General features: G+C 42.9%; 16 protein-coding genes. 7 read left to right on the top strand and 9 right to left on the bottom strand.

What is annotated here, in order from left to right:
• Positions 1-77: 77 nt before the first annotated feature.
• The 4 genes from pgsA to rny all read left to right on the top strand — a co-directional run bounded on the left by pgsA (position 78) and on the right by rny (position 4,988).
• Positions 78-659, top strand: coding sequence for a CDP-diacylglycerol--glycerol-3-phosphate 3-phosphatidyltransferase (gene pgsA, locus IGI94_RS00185; protein ID WP_042890631.1), 582 nt, complete (start codon positions 78-80; stop codon positions 657-659).
• Positions 660-786: 127 nt separating this feature from the next.
• Positions 787-2,025, top strand: a complete 1,239-nt coding sequence (locus IGI94_RS00190) for a competence/damage-inducible protein A (protein ID WP_438899285.1) — start codon at positions 787-789, stop codon at positions 2,023-2,025.
• A gap of 102 nt (positions 2,026-2,127) precedes the next feature.
• Positions 2,128-3,171, top strand: coding sequence for a recombinase RecA (gene recA / locus IGI94_RS00195; RefSeq protein ID WP_008376737.1), 1,044 nt, complete (start codon positions 2,128-2,130; stop codon positions 3,169-3,171).
• 242 nt (positions 3,172-3,413) lie between these two features.
• Positions 3,414-4,988: a ribonuclease Y gene (gene rny / locus IGI94_RS00200; protein WP_005232891.1), complete on the top strand. Its 1,575-nt coding sequence runs from the start codon at positions 3,414-3,416 to the stop codon at positions 4,986-4,988.
• A gap of 302 nt (positions 4,989-5,290) precedes the next feature.
• Here the strand turns inward: rny and treR are convergent, their stop codons facing one another.
• From treR to IGI94_RS00215, 3 genes are read right to left on the bottom strand one after another with little or no spacing between them, the layout of a single operon-like run.
• The gene (treR, locus tag IGI94_RS00205; protein WP_005226457.1) at positions 5,291-6,007 is read right to left on the bottom strand and encodes a trehalose operon repressor; all 717 of its coding nucleotides are present in this window, start codon (positions 6,005-6,007) and stop codon (positions 5,291-5,293) included.
• A 54-nt stretch (positions 6,008-6,061) separates the two neighbouring features.
• The gene (pgmB, locus tag IGI94_RS00210) at positions 6,062-6,712 is read right to left on the bottom strand and encodes a beta-phosphoglucomutase (RefSeq protein ID WP_005232889.1); all 651 of its coding nucleotides are present in this window, start codon (positions 6,710-6,712) and stop codon (positions 6,062-6,064) included.
• Positions 6,713-6,726: 14 nt separating this feature from the next.
• A complete protein-coding gene (locus IGI94_RS00215; RefSeq protein WP_438899286.1) occupies positions 6,727-9,354 on the bottom strand; it encodes a glycoside hydrolase family 65 protein in 2,628 nt (875 codons plus the stop codon).
• A gap of 336 nt (positions 9,355-9,690) precedes the next feature.
• On the opposite strand from IGI94_RS00215, the gene treP reads away from it, so the two are divergent.
• The gene (treP, locus tag IGI94_RS00220; RefSeq protein ID WP_413134851.1) at positions 9,691-11,670 is read left to right on the top strand and encodes a PTS system trehalose-specific EIIBC component; all 1,980 of its coding nucleotides are present in this window, start codon (positions 9,691-9,693) and stop codon (positions 11,668-11,670) included.
• Positions 11,671-11,794: 124 nt separating this feature from the next.
• Here the strand turns inward: treP and IGI94_RS00225 are convergent, their stop codons facing one another.
• Entirely contained in the window at positions 11,795-13,168 is a 1,374-nt protein-coding gene (locus IGI94_RS00225; protein WP_315039211.1) for an MFS transporter, read from the bottom strand.
• A gap of 259 nt (positions 13,169-13,427) precedes the next feature.
• Between IGI94_RS00225 and IGI94_RS00230 the strand changes: the two genes are divergently transcribed.
• The gene (locus IGI94_RS00230; protein WP_005226468.1) at positions 13,428-13,913 is read left to right on the top strand and encodes a hypothetical protein; all 486 of its coding nucleotides are present in this window, start codon (positions 13,428-13,430) and stop codon (positions 13,911-13,913) included.
• Between the two features lie 292 nt (positions 13,914-14,205).
• Here the strand turns inward: IGI94_RS00230 and IGI94_RS00235 are convergent, their stop codons facing one another.
• Genes IGI94_RS00235 through IGI94_RS00245 form a run of 3 tightly spaced genes read right to left on the bottom strand, consistent with a single transcriptional unit; the run spans position 14,206 to position 15,270 of the window.
• Positions 14,206-14,370, bottom strand: coding sequence for a hypothetical protein (locus IGI94_RS00235; RefSeq protein WP_005232885.1), 165 nt, complete (start codon positions 14,368-14,370; stop codon positions 14,206-14,208).
• Positions 14,367-14,957, bottom strand: a complete 591-nt coding sequence (locus tag IGI94_RS00240) for a DUF1700 domain-containing protein (protein ID WP_005232884.1) — start codon at positions 14,955-14,957, stop codon at positions 14,367-14,369. The genes IGI94_RS00235 and IGI94_RS00240 overlap by 4 nt, the downstream gene beginning before the upstream one ends.
• Positions 14,944-15,270, bottom strand: coding sequence for a PadR family transcriptional regulator (locus IGI94_RS00245; protein ID WP_005232883.1), 327 nt, complete (start codon positions 15,268-15,270; stop codon positions 14,944-14,946). Before IGI94_RS00245 ends, IGI94_RS00240 begins: the two co-directional genes overlap by 14 nt.
• 225 nt (positions 15,271-15,495) lie before the next feature.
• Between IGI94_RS00245 and IGI94_RS00250 the strand changes: the two genes are divergently transcribed.
• Entirely contained in the window at positions 15,496-16,197 is a 702-nt protein-coding gene (locus tag IGI94_RS00250) for a TetR/AcrR family transcriptional regulator (protein ID WP_005232882.1), read from the top strand.
• Between the two features lie 74 nt (positions 16,198-16,271).
• On the opposite strand, the gene IGI94_RS00255 is transcribed toward IGI94_RS00250, so the two are convergent.
• Positions 16,272-17,975, bottom strand: coding sequence for a sensor histidine kinase (locus tag IGI94_RS00255; protein ID WP_140405528.1), 1,704 nt, complete (start codon positions 17,973-17,975; stop codon positions 16,272-16,274).
• Positions 17,969-19,474, bottom strand: coding sequence for a response regulator transcription factor (locus IGI94_RS00260; RefSeq protein WP_438899287.1), 1,506 nt, complete (start codon positions 19,472-19,474; stop codon positions 17,969-17,971). Before IGI94_RS00260 ends, IGI94_RS00255 begins: the two co-directional genes overlap by 7 nt.
• Between the last annotated feature and the right edge of the window lie 58 nt (positions 19,475-19,532).

Consider the following 19,532-nt stretch of genomic DNA (forward strand, 5'->3'; position numbering starts at 1 on the left):
CCGACTGGTGAAAAGCAGAAGTAGTGGCATGATTTGCCGTTATTTCGTACAATAGTCGGCAGAGAGGAGTCTATTTCGTGAATTTACCCAATCAATTAACTGTATTACGAATCATTATGATCCCCATCTTTATTTTGGTCTTGGTTTTGCCGATCGATCTTGGCACGATGACCGTTGGTACGACACAATTAGAAAACACGCACCTTATTGCAGCGATCCTTTTTGCGGCAGCCAGCATTACGGACTGGCTAGATGGCAAGATCGCTCGTTCCAGAGGCCTTGTTACCAACTTCGGGAAGTTTGCTGACCCGTTAGCAGATAAAATGCTCGTCATGACGGCTTTTATCATGCTGGTCGAATTAAACAAAGCCCCAGGCTGGGTAGTTTCGATCATCGTTTGCCGTGAGTTGGCAGTGACAGGTTTACGCTTGTTGTTAGTGGAACAAAGCGGCGAAGTCATGGCTGCTGCGTGGCCGGGGAAAATCAAAACCGCGACACAAATGGTTGCGATCATTTTCTTGTTCTTGAACAACATTCCCTTTTCAATGATCGGTTTACCTGTCGATCAAATCATGTTGTATCTATGCTTGATCTTCACGATCTATTCCGGGGTCGATTATTTCATAAAAAATACGAATGTTTTTAAAGATTCTATGTAAAATTTCTAGATCTAGATAAAGAAGCGATAAAAACAAGGATACAAGTCACGAAAGTTCAGAAGTTTTCTGGACTTTTTTTGTCAATATGAAAGACTTTTACGTATCTGATAAATGAAGGAGTAAAAGAATGAAAGCAGAAATTATTGCAGTCGGGACCGAATTACTTTTAGGACAGGTGGTGAATACGAACGCGACCTTCTTGTCAGAAGAACTGGCAAGTCTAGGGATTGATGTTTTTTATCATAGTGTTGTCGGGGACAACCCCAATCGCTTAGAGGAATTGCTGACGATCGCCGACAAACGCAGCGACTTGATCGTGCTGTGCGGCGGCTTAGGGCCCACCGACGATGACTTGACGAAACAAGTCACTGCGCGCCATGTGGGACAGGAATTAGTGCGAGATGAACCAGGTTATCACCAATTGAAAGCCTTCTTTGAAAACAGTCAACGGAGGATGACGGAAAACAATTTGCGGCAGACCTTAGTCTTCAAAGACGGTGAGTCTTTGCCAAATCCCAATGGACTAGCGATCGGGATCTTTTATCAGACAGCCGCTACCAGTTATTTGCTGCTGCCAGGACCGCCAAGTGAACTGCAGGCGATGTTTCTTACCCACGCAAAACCACTTCTGTTAGAGCAGTTTCCCCAAGAAGAAGTCTTGCTTTCTCGCGTTTTGCGCTATTACGGGATCGGGGAATCGGCGTTGGTCACAGAATTGGCCGATTTGATCGAGAATCAAGTCAATCCCACCATTGCTCCTTATGCCAAACCCAATGAGGTCACGTTGCGTCTGACGGTCAAAACCGCAGACGAGGCGCAAGGGATCAAACAATTGGATGCATTAGAAGAAACCGTCCAAGCACGGGTCGGTGCGTATTTCTATGGATATGGGGAACAAAATTCGCTGGCAGAAACAGTCGTCGATCTACTAATCGAGAAAAAGAAAACCGTCACCGCAGCGGAAAGTTTGACCGCTGGTTTGTTTCAAGCGACCCTAGGAGGGATTCCTGGCGTCTCTGAGGTGTTTTCCGGTGGGTTCGTGACATATTCTGCTGGAACAAAAAGCAAGCTCTTAGGCATCGATTCAGCGCTTTTAGAAAGCTATGGGACTGTTAGTCAGGAGTGTGCGGAAGCAATGGCCGTCTATGCCCGCAAACAAGCAGAGACCGATTATGCGGTGGCCTTCACCGGTGTTGCTGGTCCAGACGAACTAGAAGGCCAGCCCAAAGGCACTGTTTGGATCGCCTTAGCTTCTGACAAAGGCGTCTCAAGCCAGCTGTATCACTTCAACCGCGACCGCTCCTATATTCGGCATAGTGCTGTCATGGCAGGCTTAAATCAAATACGTAAGGAATTATTAAATTAATGCGAATGTTTGTTCGTTTTTTCTTGCAATTTCCCTTCAGAAGGACTATTATTATCTTATGAACGACACACGAAAGTGATGAATATAAGGAGGATTATCCGTTTGGCAGATGATCGTAAAGCAGCCTTAGATGCTGCACTAAAGAAGATTGAAAAGAACTATGGTAAAGGTGCCATCATGAAGCTTGGCGAAAAAGTTGATCAACAAATTTCAACGATCCCAAGTGGTTCATTGGCCTTGGATGTTGCATTAGGTGTAGGTGGTTACCCACGAGGACGGATCGTAGAAGTTTACGGCCCAGAAAGTTCTGGTAAAACGACAGTTGCTTTACATGCCATTGCGGAAGTCCAAAAAAATGGCGGAACAGCAGCATTTATCGATGCCGAACATGCGTTAGATCCTCAGTATGCGCAAAAATTAGGCGTAAATATCGATGATCTTTTGTTATCACAACCAGATACAGGGGAACAAGGATTAGAGATCGCTGACGCCTTAGTTTCAAGTGGTGCGGTTGATATCGTAGTTATTGACTCGGTAGCAGCTTTAGTCCCACGAGCGGAGATCGATGGTGAAATGGGTGATACCCACGTTGGTTTGCAAGCTCGTTTGATGTCACAAGCATTACGGAAACTTTCTGGTTCCATCAACAAAACGAAAACGATCGCGATCTTTATCAACCAAATTCGCGAAAAAGTTGGGATCATGTTTGGGAATCCAGAAACGACACCTGGTGGACGTGCGTTGAAATTCTATTCAACCATCCGTTTGGAAGTACGTCGTGCTGAGCAATTGAAATCCGGTACAGATATCATCGGGAACCGCACGAAGATCAAAGTAGTCAAAAACAAAGTAGCGCCACCATTTAAAGTAGCGGAAGTCGACATGATGTATGGCCTAGGTATTTCACAAGAAGGTGAATTATTGGATATGGCCGTGGAACAAGACATCGTTGATAAAAGCGGTGCGTGGTATGCCTATAAAGGGGATCGCATCGGTCAAGGTCGTGAAAACGCCAAAAACTATATGCGTGAACACCAAGAAATGATGCTAGAAGTTTCTGCTCGCGTCCGCGATGCTTACGGGATTGGAACAGGAGAGACCGTAACCCTCGAGGAAGCGCAAGAAGAATTACCATTAGACGAATAAGTCTTGAAAAGCCAAACAACGAGGTTGTTTGGCTTTTTTGTGGCTTTTTGCTAGATTCATCTATTGTTGAAAAAACATCCGTAAAAAGGAAGGGTTGCGAAAGTTTACTTTATTATTTAAAGTTGACACTCTTGTGTTCAAACATTAGAATAAACGTATGTGGATTTCCACATAAGAAGTAGCGAATTGATAATTTTGTTATCCTTTGTTAATCAAAATTACAAAATATTTAAAAAGATAGTATGGAGGTGGATTCATTGGAACTACTTTACATTCTCCTCGCTATCATCGGTTTAATTGTCGGTCTTGGATTAGGAGTTTATGTGACGAAATCTCGTCATGAGAAAGAAATCAACGGCGCCCAAAATTCTGCAGCTGGAATTATCGAAAGCGCTAAGAAAGAAGCAGAAACTCTTAAAAAAGAAGCATTGTTAGAAGCTAAGGAAGAAAATCAGAAGTATCGGTCAGAGATTGAAAGTGAGTTGAAAGAAAGCAAACTTGATTTAAAATCACAAGAAAATCGTTTACTCCAAAGAGAACAAGTACTTGATCGTAAGGACGATTCTTTGGAAAAACGAGAACGCTCACTTGAAGATAAAGAAGGCAGACTTAGTGAGAAACAACAATTAATTGACGAGCGAGAAAAAGAAGTAGAAAACTTAATCGATGGACAACAGAAAGAATTAGAGCGCATCGCCGCGCTGTCTAGAGATGAAGCAAAAGAGTTGATCATGAAATCAACGGAAGAGGAATTGAACCATGAATTAACGATCATGGTCAAAGAATCTGAACAGCGTGCGAAGGAAGAAGCAGATCGAAAAGCAAAAAATCTCTTGTCCCTAGCAATCCAACGTTGTGCCGCAGACCAAGTGTCTGAAACCACGGTATCGGTCGTATCATTACCAAATGATGAGATGAAAGGTCGAATCATCGGAAGAGAAGGTCGGAACATTCGGACCCTTGAAACATTGACAGGGATCGATTTGATCATCGATGACACGCCAGAAGCAGTCGTCTTATCAGGATTTGATCCGATTCGCCGTGAAATTGCTCGTATGACCCTTGAAAAACTGATTCAAGACGGCCGGATCCATCCAGCTCGAATTGAAGAAATGGTCGAAAAATCTCGGAAAGAAATGGATGAGCATATTCGTGAATATGGGGAACAAGCAGCCTTTGAAGTCGGTGCTCACACCCTTCATCCAGACTTGATCAAGATTTTAGGTCGTTTGCGTTTCCGTACCAGCTACGGACAAAACGTCTTGAACCACTCGATCGAAGTCGCAAAACTAACCGGTGTTCTTGCCGCAGAATTAGGTGAAGATATCCAGTTAGCCAAACGTGCCGGACTCTTGCATGATATTGGGAAAGCCCTTGACCATGAAATCGAAGGCTCTCACGTTGAGATCGGGGCTGAGTTAGCTGCCAAATACAAAGAAAATGGTGTGGTGATCAATGCGATCGCTTCTCACCATGGAGATGTTGAAGCAACATCGGTTATCTCTGTTTTAGTTGCAGCCGCAGATGCCTTGTCAGCAGCCCGTCCAGGTGCCCGCAGCGAATCATTGGAAAATTATATTCGCCGCTTGCAAAACCTAGAAAATATCGCCAACGGCTTCAAAGGTGTCGATTCCAGTTTTGCCGTCCAAGCCGGACGTGAAGTCCGTGTAATGGTCAAACCAGAAGAGATTTCTGATTTGGATGCTGTACGATTGGTTCGCGACATCCGCAAGAAGATCGAAGACGATTTGGATTACCCAGGTCATATCAAAGTAACCGTTATTCGCGAGACCCGCGCAACGGATTACGCCAAATAGCAAGCAAAAGCAGTATCCTCTCAGAGGGTACTGCTTTTTTTGTGTGGCTGACTGTTAATAAGGACGACTGAGTTGTTCAAAATCAACTGTGCTTTTCATCAGTCCCATAAATGATTGAGCCTTTTTTGTTCGTCGGCAGCCAAACGCCGGGAAAGCAAAAGGATGAATCGTTAGCGACAGAGGCGAAAAGAGGAAGGATCGATCCAGCATCATCTCGAGAGGGGGGGATTGAAACATAAAACAGACCCAGACTTCTCGGTGAAGTCTAGGTCTGTTTTGTCTTTTTCACGTCTATACGTCCATCAAATCTTGCGTCGACGGGCAAAGTCCACAAAGCGGAATTTATCCAGTCGGTGGATCGATTCGGTGTATTCAAAACAGCGCGTGTCTTCTAGATACACGAGGCTGCGAACCGTAACGACATGCTGATCTTCAGGACGCAGATCCATTAGATCCCGCAATTCTTTGTTGACGGGGTCAACAGTGATTTCTTTTTGTGCATAAGCGATCTCAAGGCCAAGATCATTTTCAAAGTAATCAAAAATCGATACTTTCGCTCGGTTTTCTGGCAACTCTTCGATGATAGAAGCATCAAGGTAATCTTTATCCAAAATCACCACTTCTCCATCGATTCTCCGCTGACGGATCAGTTTCCATGCCTCAGAAGCGACAGGCCAACCAGTGGTCTCGTGCAGCTTTGGCGAAACGGCGATCTTACGGATCTCGACAACCTTTGTTTCACTAGGAATGCGTTGGGTATCTTGCAGCTCACGAAAACTCGTCAAGCCGGAAATCGGGAAATCAAAGCGATTCAAGTCTAGGACGATTGAACCTTTCCCTTGTTTCTTTTGGATATAACCAGCATCCCGCAATAAATTCAATGCCTTACGGACAGTCTCGCGGGAGACACCATAAGTTTTGATCAATTGGTTTTCGCTAGGCAGCAAAGAATGCGGAGGGTATTCGTTTGCTAGAATTTTTTGTTCTAAATCTAAAAATATCTCTTTGAACTTGTTCATCGGATTGCCCCCTCTTTGGCTATTATAGCGAGGCCAATTTGGAAATGCAATCGACTATTTCGCCAAAAGTTCGTCAATGTTTAGATCCGTCAATTTTTCAACGATCACATCTGCACCGTGTAGTTCTTCTCCTGAATAAACGCCTACCGCGTACATACCAGCAGCTTTGATGCCGTCGATCCCTGCTTGAGCATCTTCAAACCCAACTGCTTCTGCCGGTTCAATGCCTAGTGCTAGCGCTGCTTGGATAAAGATTTCTGGATCTGGTTTGCCTTTTTTCAAGGTTGCTGGGTCAACGATCGTATCAAAGTCTTGCATGACACCTAGTTTGTCCAAAATAAACGGCGCATTCTTGGATGCCGAAGCGATGGCACAAGGAATATTTTTTGCTTTGGCTTCATCAAGGAACGTCTTTACCCCCGGCAATAGATCATCAGGAGTCAAGCTTTGTAATAATTGTACATAGTGGGTATTTTTCTTCGTCGCTAAGGCTTCTTTTTCGACTTCTGTGTAGGCATCATTTTTGTTGCCTAGTGTTAAGATTCGCTCTAAAGAATCCATGCGGCTAATGCCTTTTAACTGCTCATTGAATTTCAAATCGATCTCGATCCCAATCTCCGCAGCTAATTCTTTCCATGCGATGTAGTGGTATTTAGCTGTATCCGTGATAACGCCGTCTAAATCAAAAACAAATCCTTTTTTCATGTGTAACACTCCTTTTAGTAAGTAATCGTTGCTTCTTTCTTTGCTTCTAGAGAAACTTGCTGCCCATTCACTAAGATCGTGACTGGCTGATCAGCGGTGATCGTCAATGTTTCATGTGTAACATTCAATGCAAAGCGGGTGCCGCGAACTTCTAGCTGAAAGGCTAAGCTGTCCCAAGCTTTTGGTAAGTTTGGTGTGATCTGCAGTTGCTCTTCTCGAATATCAATCCCAGCAAAAGTGGTTAACGGAATAAACAACGTAGCGGCCATGACACCGGCGTGAATGCCTTCTGCCGTGGTCCCGCCTTGGATATCACGATAATCAGAAGAGAGGGCTTCTTGGTATAACGACCAAGCCAATTCCTGATCATCCACCATTGCCGCTAACTGAGCGTGAACGATCCGCGACAAAGTCGAGCCGTGGGAGGTGCGAGCCAAATAATAATGGAGATTTTTTTCAATATAGTCTGTTGGCAGTTGGTAAGAAAGATCCGCCAAAATTTGATTGACTTGCTCTTTTGAGAAATTATAGAAAATCATCAAACTATCGGCTTGTTTCGCGACTTTGTAGCTGTCAGCACTCTTGCCTTCAGCGTTTAGGATGCGATCCATCCGATAAATGTTGCCATATTTCTCTTTGTAGTGAGCCCAATCCAGATCTTCCAACTGGAAGTACCCTTCAAACTGTGCGATGATGCCTTCGTGATCGATCTCTAAGCCTAATTTGGTACGAATATCTGCCATAGCAGCAATATCCGCTGGGGTTAAAGCCGTTTTCTCCAATACTGCTTGGAAGCTCTCTGCTGATAGTTGTTGTTGGAGGTTCTCGATCTCTTCAAACAACCATACTACCATCATATTGGTATAGGCGTTGTTTTTCAAGCCGCCTTGTTCACTATTTGGGTAGCTTTCATGAAATTCATCTGGTCCCATGACTTTATCGATAAAGTAACGTTGAGCAGTATCATCCCAGGTGGCAGCACTTTGCCAGAAATGGGCGACTTCTAACATCAATTCTAATCCATATTGTTCCATAAAGGGACGGTCTTGTGTGTTGTGCCAATATTGCCAAATGTTATAAGCGATCGCTAAGGAGACGTGGCGCTGCAAGCGACTGTGGTCTTCTTTCCATTCGCCGCTGATAGGGTTCAAATGCAGTTCTTGGGATTGCTCACTGCCATCCAATCCTGATTGCCATGGGAACATGGCGCCTTGGTAACCGGCTTTTTGGGCGTCTTTTTTGGCAGCAGCTAAGCGGCGGTAGCGATACAGCAAAATTTCTTTGGCGGTGTCAGGAAAATGTAGAATGTAAAAGGGTAAGATAAACAGTTCATCCCAGAAAATATGACCGCGATAGGCTTCACCATGTAGGCCACGGGCAGTGATACTGGCATCTAAGGAATCCTGATAAGCATTCGGTGCTGCGGAGACCAGCAGATGATACGTATGCAGATTCAGCATTTTTTGTGACATCAAGTCACCAGTGACTTCGATGGCCGCTTTCGCCCATAATTCAGCCCATGCTTGTTTTGAGGCGGTATACATCGTCGCAAAATCAGGTAATGCTAAGGAAGAAAACGTAAATGCCGGTTGCGGATCCTCTTGCCGATAAGCGGCAGCAGTGACTGATTTTTCGACCCGATAAGTTTGTCCCTCCGTCACCTCAAGGGCTACTTGCTGACGGACGAGCTGGTCGTTTGTTTCAGCTTGTAGCTCAGCCAATGGCAGGTCCTGTGAAAACAGTTCAGAGGATTGGACAACGGTAATCTGTGATTGGTTAGTGGTGACCACTAAATGCGCTTTGTTTTGTTCAGCTGCTGTCTCTTTCACGGTCAAATGCTGGTTGGTTAAGCTACGGTAACGAGCGACGTTATAGTTATAGACCGATCCGTCGGCTTCACTGACGAAAGTAACGGTGCCGGAAAAGTTCAGCGGGGTAAACTGATAGACCAAGCTGTATTGGTGAACGTCTTGCATATTGGCGATTTTCTTCGTTTCGATTCGCAGACGCTTTTGTTTTTTTGTTTCAATTTCTGCCACTGATTGGAACAAGCCGGTCTTCAGATCTAATGTCCGTTTAAAGGAAAGAAGCTGATTGTTGGCGATGTCGATCACTTCATCATCGATCTTCACGTACATTTTTTGCAGATTCGGTGCATTGACGAAGTCTTCATTGCTGATGGTATGACCAGAAACATCAGATTCCACCGTATTGTAAAGACTTGCTAAATACAGCCCTGGATAGTTCGCTTCACAAATGGTCATCTCAGGCGTCGTGCCTCGCAGCCCTAGATAGCCGTTGCCGACGGTTAAAAGTGACTCCACCGAGTATTCATCTTTACCAGGGGTGTAGCCATAGTATTCGAGGTTCCAAGGAATTTCAGCACTTTTTTCTTCATACTGTTCTTTCGTGGTGCAAATAAAGGGACGATTCAATTTTTCTGTCAACCATTGGTCCAGTGAAAAAGTCCCTTCTTCATTCGTAAACACCAGAGATTCAGAGACGATCCCGCCACCTTCCATTTTCTGCAGCTGCGCGGTCAGTGCAGCAACTCGTTCACTGTCTGTCCCAGAAAACGGATAGGTCGTACCGGTTTGATCCGTTAACAGCCATTCTTCCTTAGACAATATAATCGTATTCACAATAGTTGTCCTCCTTTAAACTTGTCTATACATGCAAAATGATTATAACGTAATTTGTAAGCTATTTCAATTTATCTCACCTGTTTTTTTATTCTTTTTTGTTAAATAAACAGTAAATAAAGTCATTGGCAATATTATTTTATATTAATCAAATATTTTAAAAAACGTTTATTTATTAAGGTTTTAATACGGTACCTTTTCTATTCACTTGTATTGTTTGTAGAAAAAGTGAAAAAAATTAGTTTGAAACGCTTGCAATATCAAAACTATCAAGTTATGATTAGTGCGTAATTAAAACATATATATACAAGTGGATATGAAAGGGGTTTATTAATTATGGGAAAGTATCGTGATGATGCTGAGAAGCTGCTGAAATATGTTGGCGGCAAAGAAAATATCGCCGCAGTAACACATTGCGCGACACGGATGCGTTTTGTTTTGAACGATCAGACAAAAGCAAACGAAAAGGCAATTGAAGAAATTCCAAGTGTCAAAGGGATGTTTACGAATGCGGGACAATTCCAAGTCATTATCGGCAATGATGTCTCAACGTTTTACAATGATTTTACCGATGTATCAGGAATAGAAGGTGTTTCTAAAGAACAAAGCAAAGCGATTGCAAAAAACAATCAAAATATCGTGCAACGAGCGATTGCTACGTTAGCTGAGATCTTTACCCCGTTATTACCAGCGATTATTGTCGGTGGTTTGATGCTAGGGCTGAGAAATTTCTTAGAAGGTGTACCGTTAGAAGCTCTAGGTGGACAAACCATTACGCAAGCTTCTACTTTTTGGAACGGTGTCAACGGCTTTTTATGGCTGCCCTGTGAAGCGATCTTTCACTTTCTACCAGTAGGGATTACCTGGAGTATTACACGTAAGATGGGAACCACGCAAATATTAGGGATTGTTTTAGGGATTACATTGGTTTCACCGCAATTATTAAATGCTTATTCAGTAAGTTCAACTTCTGCTGCAGAAATTGCTCAAAATTATACGTGGGACTTCGGGTTCTTCACTATTGATAAAATTGGGTATCAAGCACAAGTGATCCCAGCAATGCTGGCAGGTTTCTTATTGGTTTATCTTGAAAGATTCTTCCGGAAATGGATTCCAGAAGCGGTTTCAATGATCTTCGTTCCATTGTTCTCATTGCTGCCAACTATTTTAGCAGCTCACATGGTATTAGGTCCAATCGGTTGGCAAATCGGATCAGGCATTTCTTGGGTCGTAAATGCTGGCTTGACCTCACCATTAAACTGGTTATTTGGTTTCATTTTCGGTGGCTTGTATGCGCCTTTGGTTATTACCGGATTGCATCATACAACGCTAGCGATCGACTCTCAATTAGTAGCGGATTTTGGGACAACAAACCTTTGGCCAATGATCATGCTGTCAAATATTGCGCAAGGTACGGCAGTATTGGCGATTTGGTTCCTTCACCGTGGCAATAAAAAAGAAGAACAAGTCTCTGTTCCAGCAACGATTTCTGCTTACATGGGAGTTACTGAACCAGCGATGTTCGGGATCAATTTGAAATATGTTTACCCATTTGTCGCAGCAATGGTAGGTTCTGCCTTCGGTGGAATGCTGATCACTGCAACGAATACCCGTGCATTAGGTATTGGTGTAGGGGGACTGCCCGGCTTCTTATCATTTAAAATTGAAAACTATCCAATGGTCTTCATCTCAATGGCGGTGACGATTGCGATCACTTTTGTTTGCACTATCGTCTTTAGAAAAGTTACCTTCTTAAATAAATTAGAACCGCAATTGGCTGCTGATACAGCTGCAGCAGCGGCTGTTGCACCAACGACTGCTGCACCGACAACTGCAGCCCCAGAAGCAACACAAGTTTCAGAAGAAACCCTTTATGCCCCAGCTGATGGGAAAGTAGTTGCCATCACTGAAGTTTCTGATCCTGTCTTTTCTCAAAAAATGATGGGTGACGGCTTTGCTGTTCAGCCAACGAACGGAACGATTTATGCTCCTGTTGCAGGTACGATCTCTAGCATTTTTGAAACGAAACATGCAATCGGGATTTTAACGCCTGGTGGCGCGGAAGTTCTCGTCCACATGGGCTTGGATACTGTAGAACTAAAAGGTGCGCCATTTGAGGTTCTTGTTTCTGAAGGTGATACGGTCACACCAGAAACGAAGCTTGCAGTGATGGATCTAGATGCCGTTATCGCAGCTGGCAAACAGACAGATGTTTTGACGGTCATCACGAATGCCGAAAAAGTGCGTCAGCTTTCATTGACGACTACAGGCACAGTGACAGCCAAAACAGCGGTTGGTTCAGCTGAATTAAACTAAAAAAATAATCCGTTTCCGAGAGCGCCCTTTGACTAAGAAGGGGAATCGGAAGCGGATTTTTTTATGGGCCGTCCTCAAGGGAGGGCGGCTTTTTTTCGTTGTTTTTCAATTGGCAAAGCCGCAGTTAGCTGACAGCTTTTTTGTCGGTGTTTTTGCGGAAGTAGTTAATCGTTAATAGGAAAGTCAGTAAGACCAGGGCCCACAAAAAGGATAAGGCGATTTGAGAGCCGATGACCGTCCCTTGGGTGTAATCGGTCGTCGCATTTTGTGCCAAATTGATAATGGTCGCCACCACAGCCGTCGCCACTGCACCAGAAAATTGCTGCAGCGTATTAAAGATCGCATTACCGTCCGCGTACAACGCAGGAGTCAGCTTGTTTAAGCCGGTGGTCATCATATTGCTGTAGGCTAAGCCGATCCCGATCATGTAAAAGACATGTCCGGCAACTAGGCTCCAAATGAAAGGCGAACGCAAAACAAGGGCTAAGGCAAGCCAACCAATGGCAATCAAAGTCAAACCAGACAGGATCGGTTTTTTCGGTCCAACTTTATCCAGCAACCGACCAGAGATCGGCGCAAGGACCGCCCCGATGGCCGCCCCAGGAAGCATAACTAATCCTGCAGTAAAGGCATCTTTTCCCAAGACGAGTTGGACAAAGTTCGGCAAGACAAAGGAAATGCCCAGTAAAAGGAACTGACAAACGAGAAAGCCGAAAAGAAACAAACTGAAACTGCGGTTTTTCAAAACAGCCAAACGAATCAAAGGGTTTGGACCTTTTGAACGTTGATAAAACAAGCCAGCACCAATGAAACCGAAAAGCAGCGGCAGTAGACTCGCTAAGGTGCCTACTTGATTCAAGAACAATAAGAAGCCGCTGAACATCAAGACGATTCCTAATACACTCAGTAAATCCAGGGAAGTGTCTTTTGCCCCAGCCGTCTTAGGGATCGAGTAAAGACCGAGTACTAGGGAGATCAGTAAGACTGGGATCAAGAAAAGAAAGATCGCATTCCAAGACCAATGGGCGGTCAATAATCCTCCATATGTCGGTCCGATCGCTGGAGCGATGGAAGTGGTCAAATTCCCTAAGCCGATCGCCGCTCCCCGCTTTTCAAAGGGGGAGTAAGTCAAAATGATGTGGAACATCAAAGGCAGTGCGATCCCTGTGCTGGCACCTTGGAAAAAGCGGCCAATCAGCAAAATGGCAAACGTCGGCGATAAAAAGTCGATCACCAAGCCAACAAGGAAGAAGGCGTTGGCAGCTAGAAACAAGGTTCTCAATGAGAAGCGTTTCAAAAGGTAGGTCGATATTGGGACAATGATGGAGATGACCAGTAAGTAGATGGTCGTCACCCATTGGACATCGGATGTTGAAAGCGTAAATTGATCGATCAATGTCGGAAACGTTACATTCATGGCTGTTTCAATCAGCACGCCTGCAAATGACATCAATCCGGTTGCGAGGATCGCCCCCACGAGTTTTTTGTTGTTTTCCATATTCTCACCTCTAAAAATTCGCAAAAAAAGAGACCGTTTCTATTCTCATAGAAACCGCCTCTCTCTCGACAAGCGAACCCGCTTGTTATCTGTACGATCTAATCTATCGCTATTCTACTGACTTCATAAGAAAGTGTCAAGAGAAGTGGATAAAAAAAATAGCAAAAAACTTTTTTGAAAGTTTTCAAACTTTTACTTACACGAAAAATTTTCTTCTGCTAGAATAGTCGAGTACGAAAAAGAGAAAGGAAGTTGTAACATGCCCATCAACAAAAAAGAAAGTTTGATCTATACGACACTTATGTGTATTTTCATGGTGTATTTTATGAGTGTTTATAACCTCATGTTTCAAGTCGGTGTTTCGGCATTGGCATTCCAATTGGCGTGGAATGAATTGCCATTAGCCCTTTGTGTCGCCTTTATTTTGGATTGGTTCATTGTTTCGGGTCCAGCAAAAGGTTTGGCGTTTCGATTTTTGGACCATCAATCAGCTACTTGGAAAAAAATCGGTTTGATTTCTTCATTGATGATCGCCGGCATGGTGATCTGTATGTCACTCTTTGGTGCGTTGATGCACCCAAACCCTGATCACTCGGTGTTCGTCAATTGGCTAAGCAACATTGGGAAAAATGTGATCGTCGCATTGCCGTTGCAATTGTTCATTGCAGGCCCAATCGTTCGCCGGGTGTTTCGCGCCTTGTTTCCTATTGGCACTGTGCAAGAACAGCCAGTACTAGGGGAATAATCGATCAGTAGAAAAAACGTACTGCAGACAGGCTCTACCAAGGTTAGCTAAAAATAGCTGGCTTGGCGATAACTGGACTTGCGGCACGTTTTTTTGCTTTTATAAACAACAAAAAAACCCATAGGATGGTATGGGTTTTTCTGGTTACCCTATGAAATAGGATACAGGATGTACCTATATAGTAATATGGTGAGGTTAAAAAGGAAAGTTCAATTTTTTCATCAATACATGAAATTAATGCAAATTGCTAGTTTTTCTGACAAAAAAAACAACTTATAATTGTTTTTGCCGATTAGTCTGTGTAGAAACCAATCAGTTGATACCAACGACGATGCTCAATATGGTAGGCATCAGGTGAGTACCCTGACATTGAAAAACCGATAAAGGTGATGACCAGTCCGAGAATAATAAACAACAGACTGAGAAAAACGAAAAAGCGCTTATTGATTTTGATCATAGGACTGCCTTCTTTCGATAGTTTTGAACAAATGATTTTGGCCAAACGACAAGGGAGTGGGTAAGACGTGAAAAAGGTCGGCTCATACTATAAGTGGCGATCAGACAAAGAAGCCCTAAACCAAATAAGAAAATCCCTACGCCTAACTGACTTAAAAAGAGATAGAAACCATCCGCCATCAGCATTGGACTTAAGACAACGCTAGCAATCCCACCGATAAACGTAGTGACACCAATCATGCCAGTGGTGAAAGGCACACACCAGATGATTATTAAAAAGCTTAGGATCAGCAAAGCGGCACTTAACAATAAGCTACCCCACAATGGAAAGCCTAGCACTAAGATCAAGAGCAAAAAGGGATGAAAGCGGCGGGGAATCTCTACCACGACCTCTTCTGTTTCTGTGACTGTTTGGATCAGTTCTTTTGGGGAGCCAAGGCGTGCCACGGCTTCTTCTTCAGTGTATCCTTCTTCCATCAAATCTTCGATCATCTCGTCATAATAGTTGATCAGCTGATGAATCTCGCTAGGTCTGACTTTTTCAGATAATTCTGCAGCCAATGCCTTGATAAAATCAACTCTGTTCATCTAGTGTTCCTCCTTTAATAAATCGCTGGATCAATGTCAATTGGGGCCAGTCGTTGGTTAAAAAATCGTCGATCCGCTGTTTGCCAAGTTTGGTCAAGCGGTAATATTTTCGGGTCCGTCCTTGATGACTCTTGTTGTAAGTCTCAACCGCTCGGCTGGCTTCTAAGCGCTTCAAGATAGGGTAGAGGGTGGATTCTGAGATTGGTAGTAAAGGAGAAATATTTTTGACTAATTCATAGCCATAAGAGTCCCCGTGCTGCAAATAGGCTAAAACACAAATTTCCAATAATCCTTTTTTTAATTGGGCATCCAAAGGCTCTCCTCCTGTTCATATCCATACTATACATTACATAGTATCATTTCACAAGTAGTATCAAAAAAATCAGTCTTAAGACTTAGCCGTGGAAAACAGGGAAGTTTTTCAGAAAAATGGTCAAAAATATAAAACAAAATTAAGAAATTCGGCAGAAAGTATATGTTAACGTTCTCTTTTTTGTTAAAGTAGAAGTATGCAGATTACTTTCAGTAAGAAAATTGGGTGTTGGTGGTGTTTCACTGGAAGAAAGCAAGTGAGAGTAGAGGAGCGTTAGCGAGAGCTGATCGCCTCAAGAAAGGAAGGGGTATTATGAGAAAAGCAACGATTACGAAAAAATATTTGATCAACTGTTTAAAAAAATATCTGGTGGAATATCTTTATCGGCCAATCACTGTCCGCGACATTGCTAAATATGCACGAACATCGACCCAACCAATCTATTTGAATTTTTCAAACATGCAAAATTATAAACAGGCAATGGTCGATGATGTCTTCCATGACATTCATGAAGCAAAAAAAGAGACGGTGATGACACTGGATCCTCTATACTGTTTTTGGCATGACTATTACGTGTTCGCCAGTCGCAATCGAGCCCTCTTTTTTGCATTATTTTTAAATGATATTGGTTGTGGTCCTTACATAAAAGAGCGTTCTTTTGCATATTTTCAAGAAGCAATCGCTGAATCAACTGTTTTTCAATGTGAGCAAGAAAACGATCTGAGGAAATACCATGAAGAAGCCTTGATTTTTTTTAGCGGTTTGGTATTGCTGTTTATTCGTGAAGGGTGTACTGACGGCAACAAGGATTTTATAAAAGATACCATGGAGTATTGGGAACGAATGTTAAAGAAAGCAAAAGGCGTGACGCGAGACCAGGGTCGGCAAGGATTATTAGAGGTCGGTACGTTTGCTGTAGAGGAATAGGTACTTGAAATCAAGCATTAAAATAAATATCTGAATATTTTGACACCAAAAAACCGTTAGTGATTAAACATTCTTCACTGACGGTTTTTTTGAGGAGGTAAGTCTTGCGGTATGAGTAGAACAATTGTGGTGTTTTCACCTTTTACTGATTGAATCGATAAGGAAGCTTGCGTGCCATAGTACAATGCTAGCCGCTGGCGTACATTGTTGATACCATAATGTTGATCAGAAGGTTCCTCCAGTTGTTTTAGCTGTTCAGGATCAATCCCGGGACCATTGTCTTGAATCTCAAACCGTAGCCATTGTCCTTCTTTGAGGCAGCGGATCGTCAATACCCCTCTGCGGTCATCTTCAATATGATCAAGCCCATGAAAGACGGCATTTTCGACAAACGGCTGCAAGAGCAGATGGATCATCGGATACTCATCGATATCTGAGTCAATTTCGAGGACTAAATCAAAGGAATGGTGATGCATTTTTTGCTGGATTTTAGCATAGGTGATTGTTAGATCGAGTTCTTTGGTGATGGATAGCCGGTTGGATCCTTGGTTTAGGCTGAGACGGTAGAATCGAGACAGCAGCTGAGCCATCTCACGGATCTCGTGATTGCCGTTTAGTGTGGCAGTATTGCTGATCAGTGCTAAGGAATTATAAAAGAAATGCGGATTGATCTGGGCTTGCAGAGCCCGCAATTCGTATTCTTTTTGTTTCAATTCGGCTTCATATACTTCATTGATCAGCTCAGCGATTTTATCTAGCATTTTTTGAAAATTGGTGTATAACTGTCCGACTTCATCTTTTGAAGAATATGTGTGCTGGATTTTGAATTGATCCATTGATAAAGAGGCCATTTGCTGGGTCAAAGAGTTGATCGGCTGTACCACGGTTTTAGCCAACCACCAGCTGGATAAAACCAATATCATTAATACAAAACCAAAGATAATAAGTGCCGCACCAACTAGATACAGTAAACTGCTGAAAAATGACTGTGCGGTTTTAACAAAAACGATTTGCCAATGATTATCCAGCAGTACAGGTGCCTCTTCAATAACTGCGTTTCCAACCAGCCACTGTTTTTGAGTACGTTGCTGCTTCGTCAAATAATCAATGCGGTAAAGCGTCTGCCCGGTCTCTGACTGAATCGTCAAATCATAAGGCTCCTCAGTGACTGCATCAAGATTCGTGAACAATGCTGCTCGATCGATGGTTAAAACGATGTAGTTTAAGGAATCTGCGGTATGGCCTTTTAAAAAAAGGTTGGTATAAAAAGAAAGTTCCTCCCGTTCTTTGTCAAAATACGTTCGAATCTCGGTCGAAGGTTTTTCTTTTAGAAAAGGCAGTGCTGTATCAGCCGTGATTTTTTTGACGTATTGCCCATGATCATAAAGATCGATCGTGGTGTATAGCGTGATGCCTTTAATATCTGCTTGCGGAAAACGAACACTGTGAAACAAAGGCACGATCGTATTTTGAAAGAGATTGTATTGATCAAAGTTTGAGAAGCGTTGACTAGAAAGCTCTTGCGTCAAGGCGGTATTGTTGGCTAAAAAGAGCAGGCTGTCCCGATAGGTGTGGATCTTGCTTTCTAACTGATAGCTGATACTTTTGAGATTATCGGAGTAAGCACTTTTTTCCTGCTGTTGGATAAAGGCTCGGATGATAGATACCCCGACAAAGGTCAAAACGATCAGAGGAACAATGCTTGAAAGAATTGAAATAAGGGCGATCTTTTTTTGAAAACGAAAATTTTTAACACAATCGTGGACTTTTCTTAACAAGAGGGACCTCTCTTTCTATACGCATCCGGCGTCATTCCGACAATTTCTCGGAACGTTTTGCAAAAATAGGAATAATGATTAAAGCCAACTTGTTTGGAGATAGTTCGAATGCTGCAGTTCGAGTTCTTTAAACGCTTCTGAGCCTGTTTGATACGGTAAGACTTGATGTATTTGGTGATACCCATGCCTTCAGAAGTACTGAATAATTCGCTTAGGTAGTTAGGATTGATATTGACTTCCTTTGCTAACCGATCCAAGCTCAACTCTTGGTGAAAATGAGCGAATATATAGGATTTTACTTGGCGCACATAGTCATTTGACTGGCTCCCGTTGATTTGAAGCAATGCATCATGGATATAATGGAAGAGGGCATCAAAAATATCCGCAATTAGTTGCAGACTTGGCGCTTCCAGTATTTTTCCAATCTGATTAGCGCCACACTCCGCATCAAAAGTGATCGTGCACTGATCGAGGATTGTTTGATAAAAGGTCGCAAAATAAAACTTGGCATTGGTTGGTTCCTCACGTCCATTTGTTTCAAAGCAGTCGAAAACTGTTTTCACAAGCGCGTGGGCTTTTTTACTTTCGTATTGATTCACATACGAAACGGTTTTTTCGAAAAGCGCTTTCTTGACGATGTAGTGATCTCCCGGAAGCAGCTGGCAGATTTTCCCTTTGTTTTGCTGATAAAAAGACCGCTGACTGGTTCTCAGTAAGTCATGATAGGTGCCATACACCCCTGAATGGTGGGGAACTGGTCCGCTGTCAAAAAGTGTTATTTTTTGCTGAAACTGTTTGGAAAAATAGGTAGTTAAGTTGTTTTTTCGCTCTTCGATTTCCCTTTTTGGCAAAGGTTCGTTAAAAAAGAGCAGTTGTGCTGGAGCTAAAAACAAACTGAACATTTCAGGAAATGCAGCAGATAGCGATGGGACAAAATCCGGCGCATTCCAAGAATCCAGCGGCCAAGTAACGAGAAAAAAAGAGGGATGAGTCTTAAAAAAATCTTGTGCAATCGATTGCTCTTCCTTCGGCAGTGAATGCCAAGGATAGCCATAAAAAAGTTTACTCAAAATCTCTTTCAAGTAATGGGTTTGTGCGATTGTTTTTGTGTAAGCGCGCTGCTTTTGTTGATCAATAAAAAGAATGATTTTATTTATTTGTTCATAAAAATCATCAGGGTCGATTGGTTTTAAGAGGTAGTCAACCGCTTGTAACTGTATGGCTTTTTTTACATAATGAAAATCTTCAAAGCCGCTGATAAACATCACAGGAATTTCAGGAACTGCTTCTTTGATTCTCGCTACTAGGGCATGTCCATCCATAAAGGGCATCTTTACGTCGGTAATTATCAAGTCAAAGGGCTGTTTCTGAAAAAGTTTCCAGGCTTCGCGGCCATTTTTGGCTTCTTCGATCAGCCATTCTTTTTCATGCTGACTCAAGAAGTATTTGATCACTTCTCTTTGATCGTAGCTGTCATCAGCAAGCAGCAGTCGGTACATGGTTTTCGCCGTCCTTTCGTATAGAGAAAATTACGCAGTCGCTTCTTCTTTCTATAGT

This window comes from Enterococcus sp. AZ149, from assembly GCF_051714285.1.
Lineage (GTDB): Bacteria > Bacillota > Bacilli > Lactobacillales > Enterococcaceae > Enterococcus_D > Enterococcus_D entomosocium.

Excerpts from the sequence above, each read along its gene's own strand:
- treR (WP_005226457.1), bottom strand. The coding sequence starts at position 6,007 with ATGAACAAGTTCAAAGAGATATTTTTAGATTTAGAACAAAAAATTCTA.
- IGI94_RS00225 (WP_315039211.1), bottom strand. The coding sequence starts at position 13,168 with ATGGAAAACAACAAAAAACTCGTGGGGGCGATCCTCGCAACCGGATTG.
- pgmB (WP_005232889.1), bottom strand. The coding sequence starts at position 6,712 with ATGAAAAAAGGATTTGTTTTTGATTTAGACGGCGTTATCACGGATACA.
- IGI94_RS00260 (WP_438899287.1), bottom strand. The coding sequence starts at position 19,474 with ATGTACCGACTGCTGCTTGCTGATGACAGCTACGATCAAAGAGAAGTG.
- IGI94_RS00190 (WP_438899285.1), top strand. The coding sequence starts at position 787 with ATGAAAGCAGAAATTATTGCAGTCGGGACCGAATTACTTTTAGGACAG.
- IGI94_RS00240 (WP_005232884.1), bottom strand. The coding sequence starts at position 14,957 with ATGAACAGAGTTGATTTTATCAAGGCATTGGCTGCAGAATTATCTGAA.
- IGI94_RS00235 (WP_005232885.1), bottom strand. The coding sequence starts at position 14,370 with ATGATCAAAATCAATAAGCGCTTTTTCGTTTTTCTCAGTCTGTTGTTT.
- rny (WP_005232891.1), top strand. The coding sequence starts at position 3,414 with ATGGAGGTGGATTCATTGGAACTACTTTACATTCTCCTCGCTATCATC.
- IGI94_RS00230 (WP_005226468.1), top strand. The coding sequence starts at position 13,428 with ATGCCCATCAACAAAAAAGAAAGTTTGATCTATACGACACTTATGTGT.
- treP (WP_413134851.1), top strand. The coding sequence starts at position 9,691 with ATGGGAAAGTATCGTGATGATGCTGAGAAGCTGCTGAAATATGTTGGC.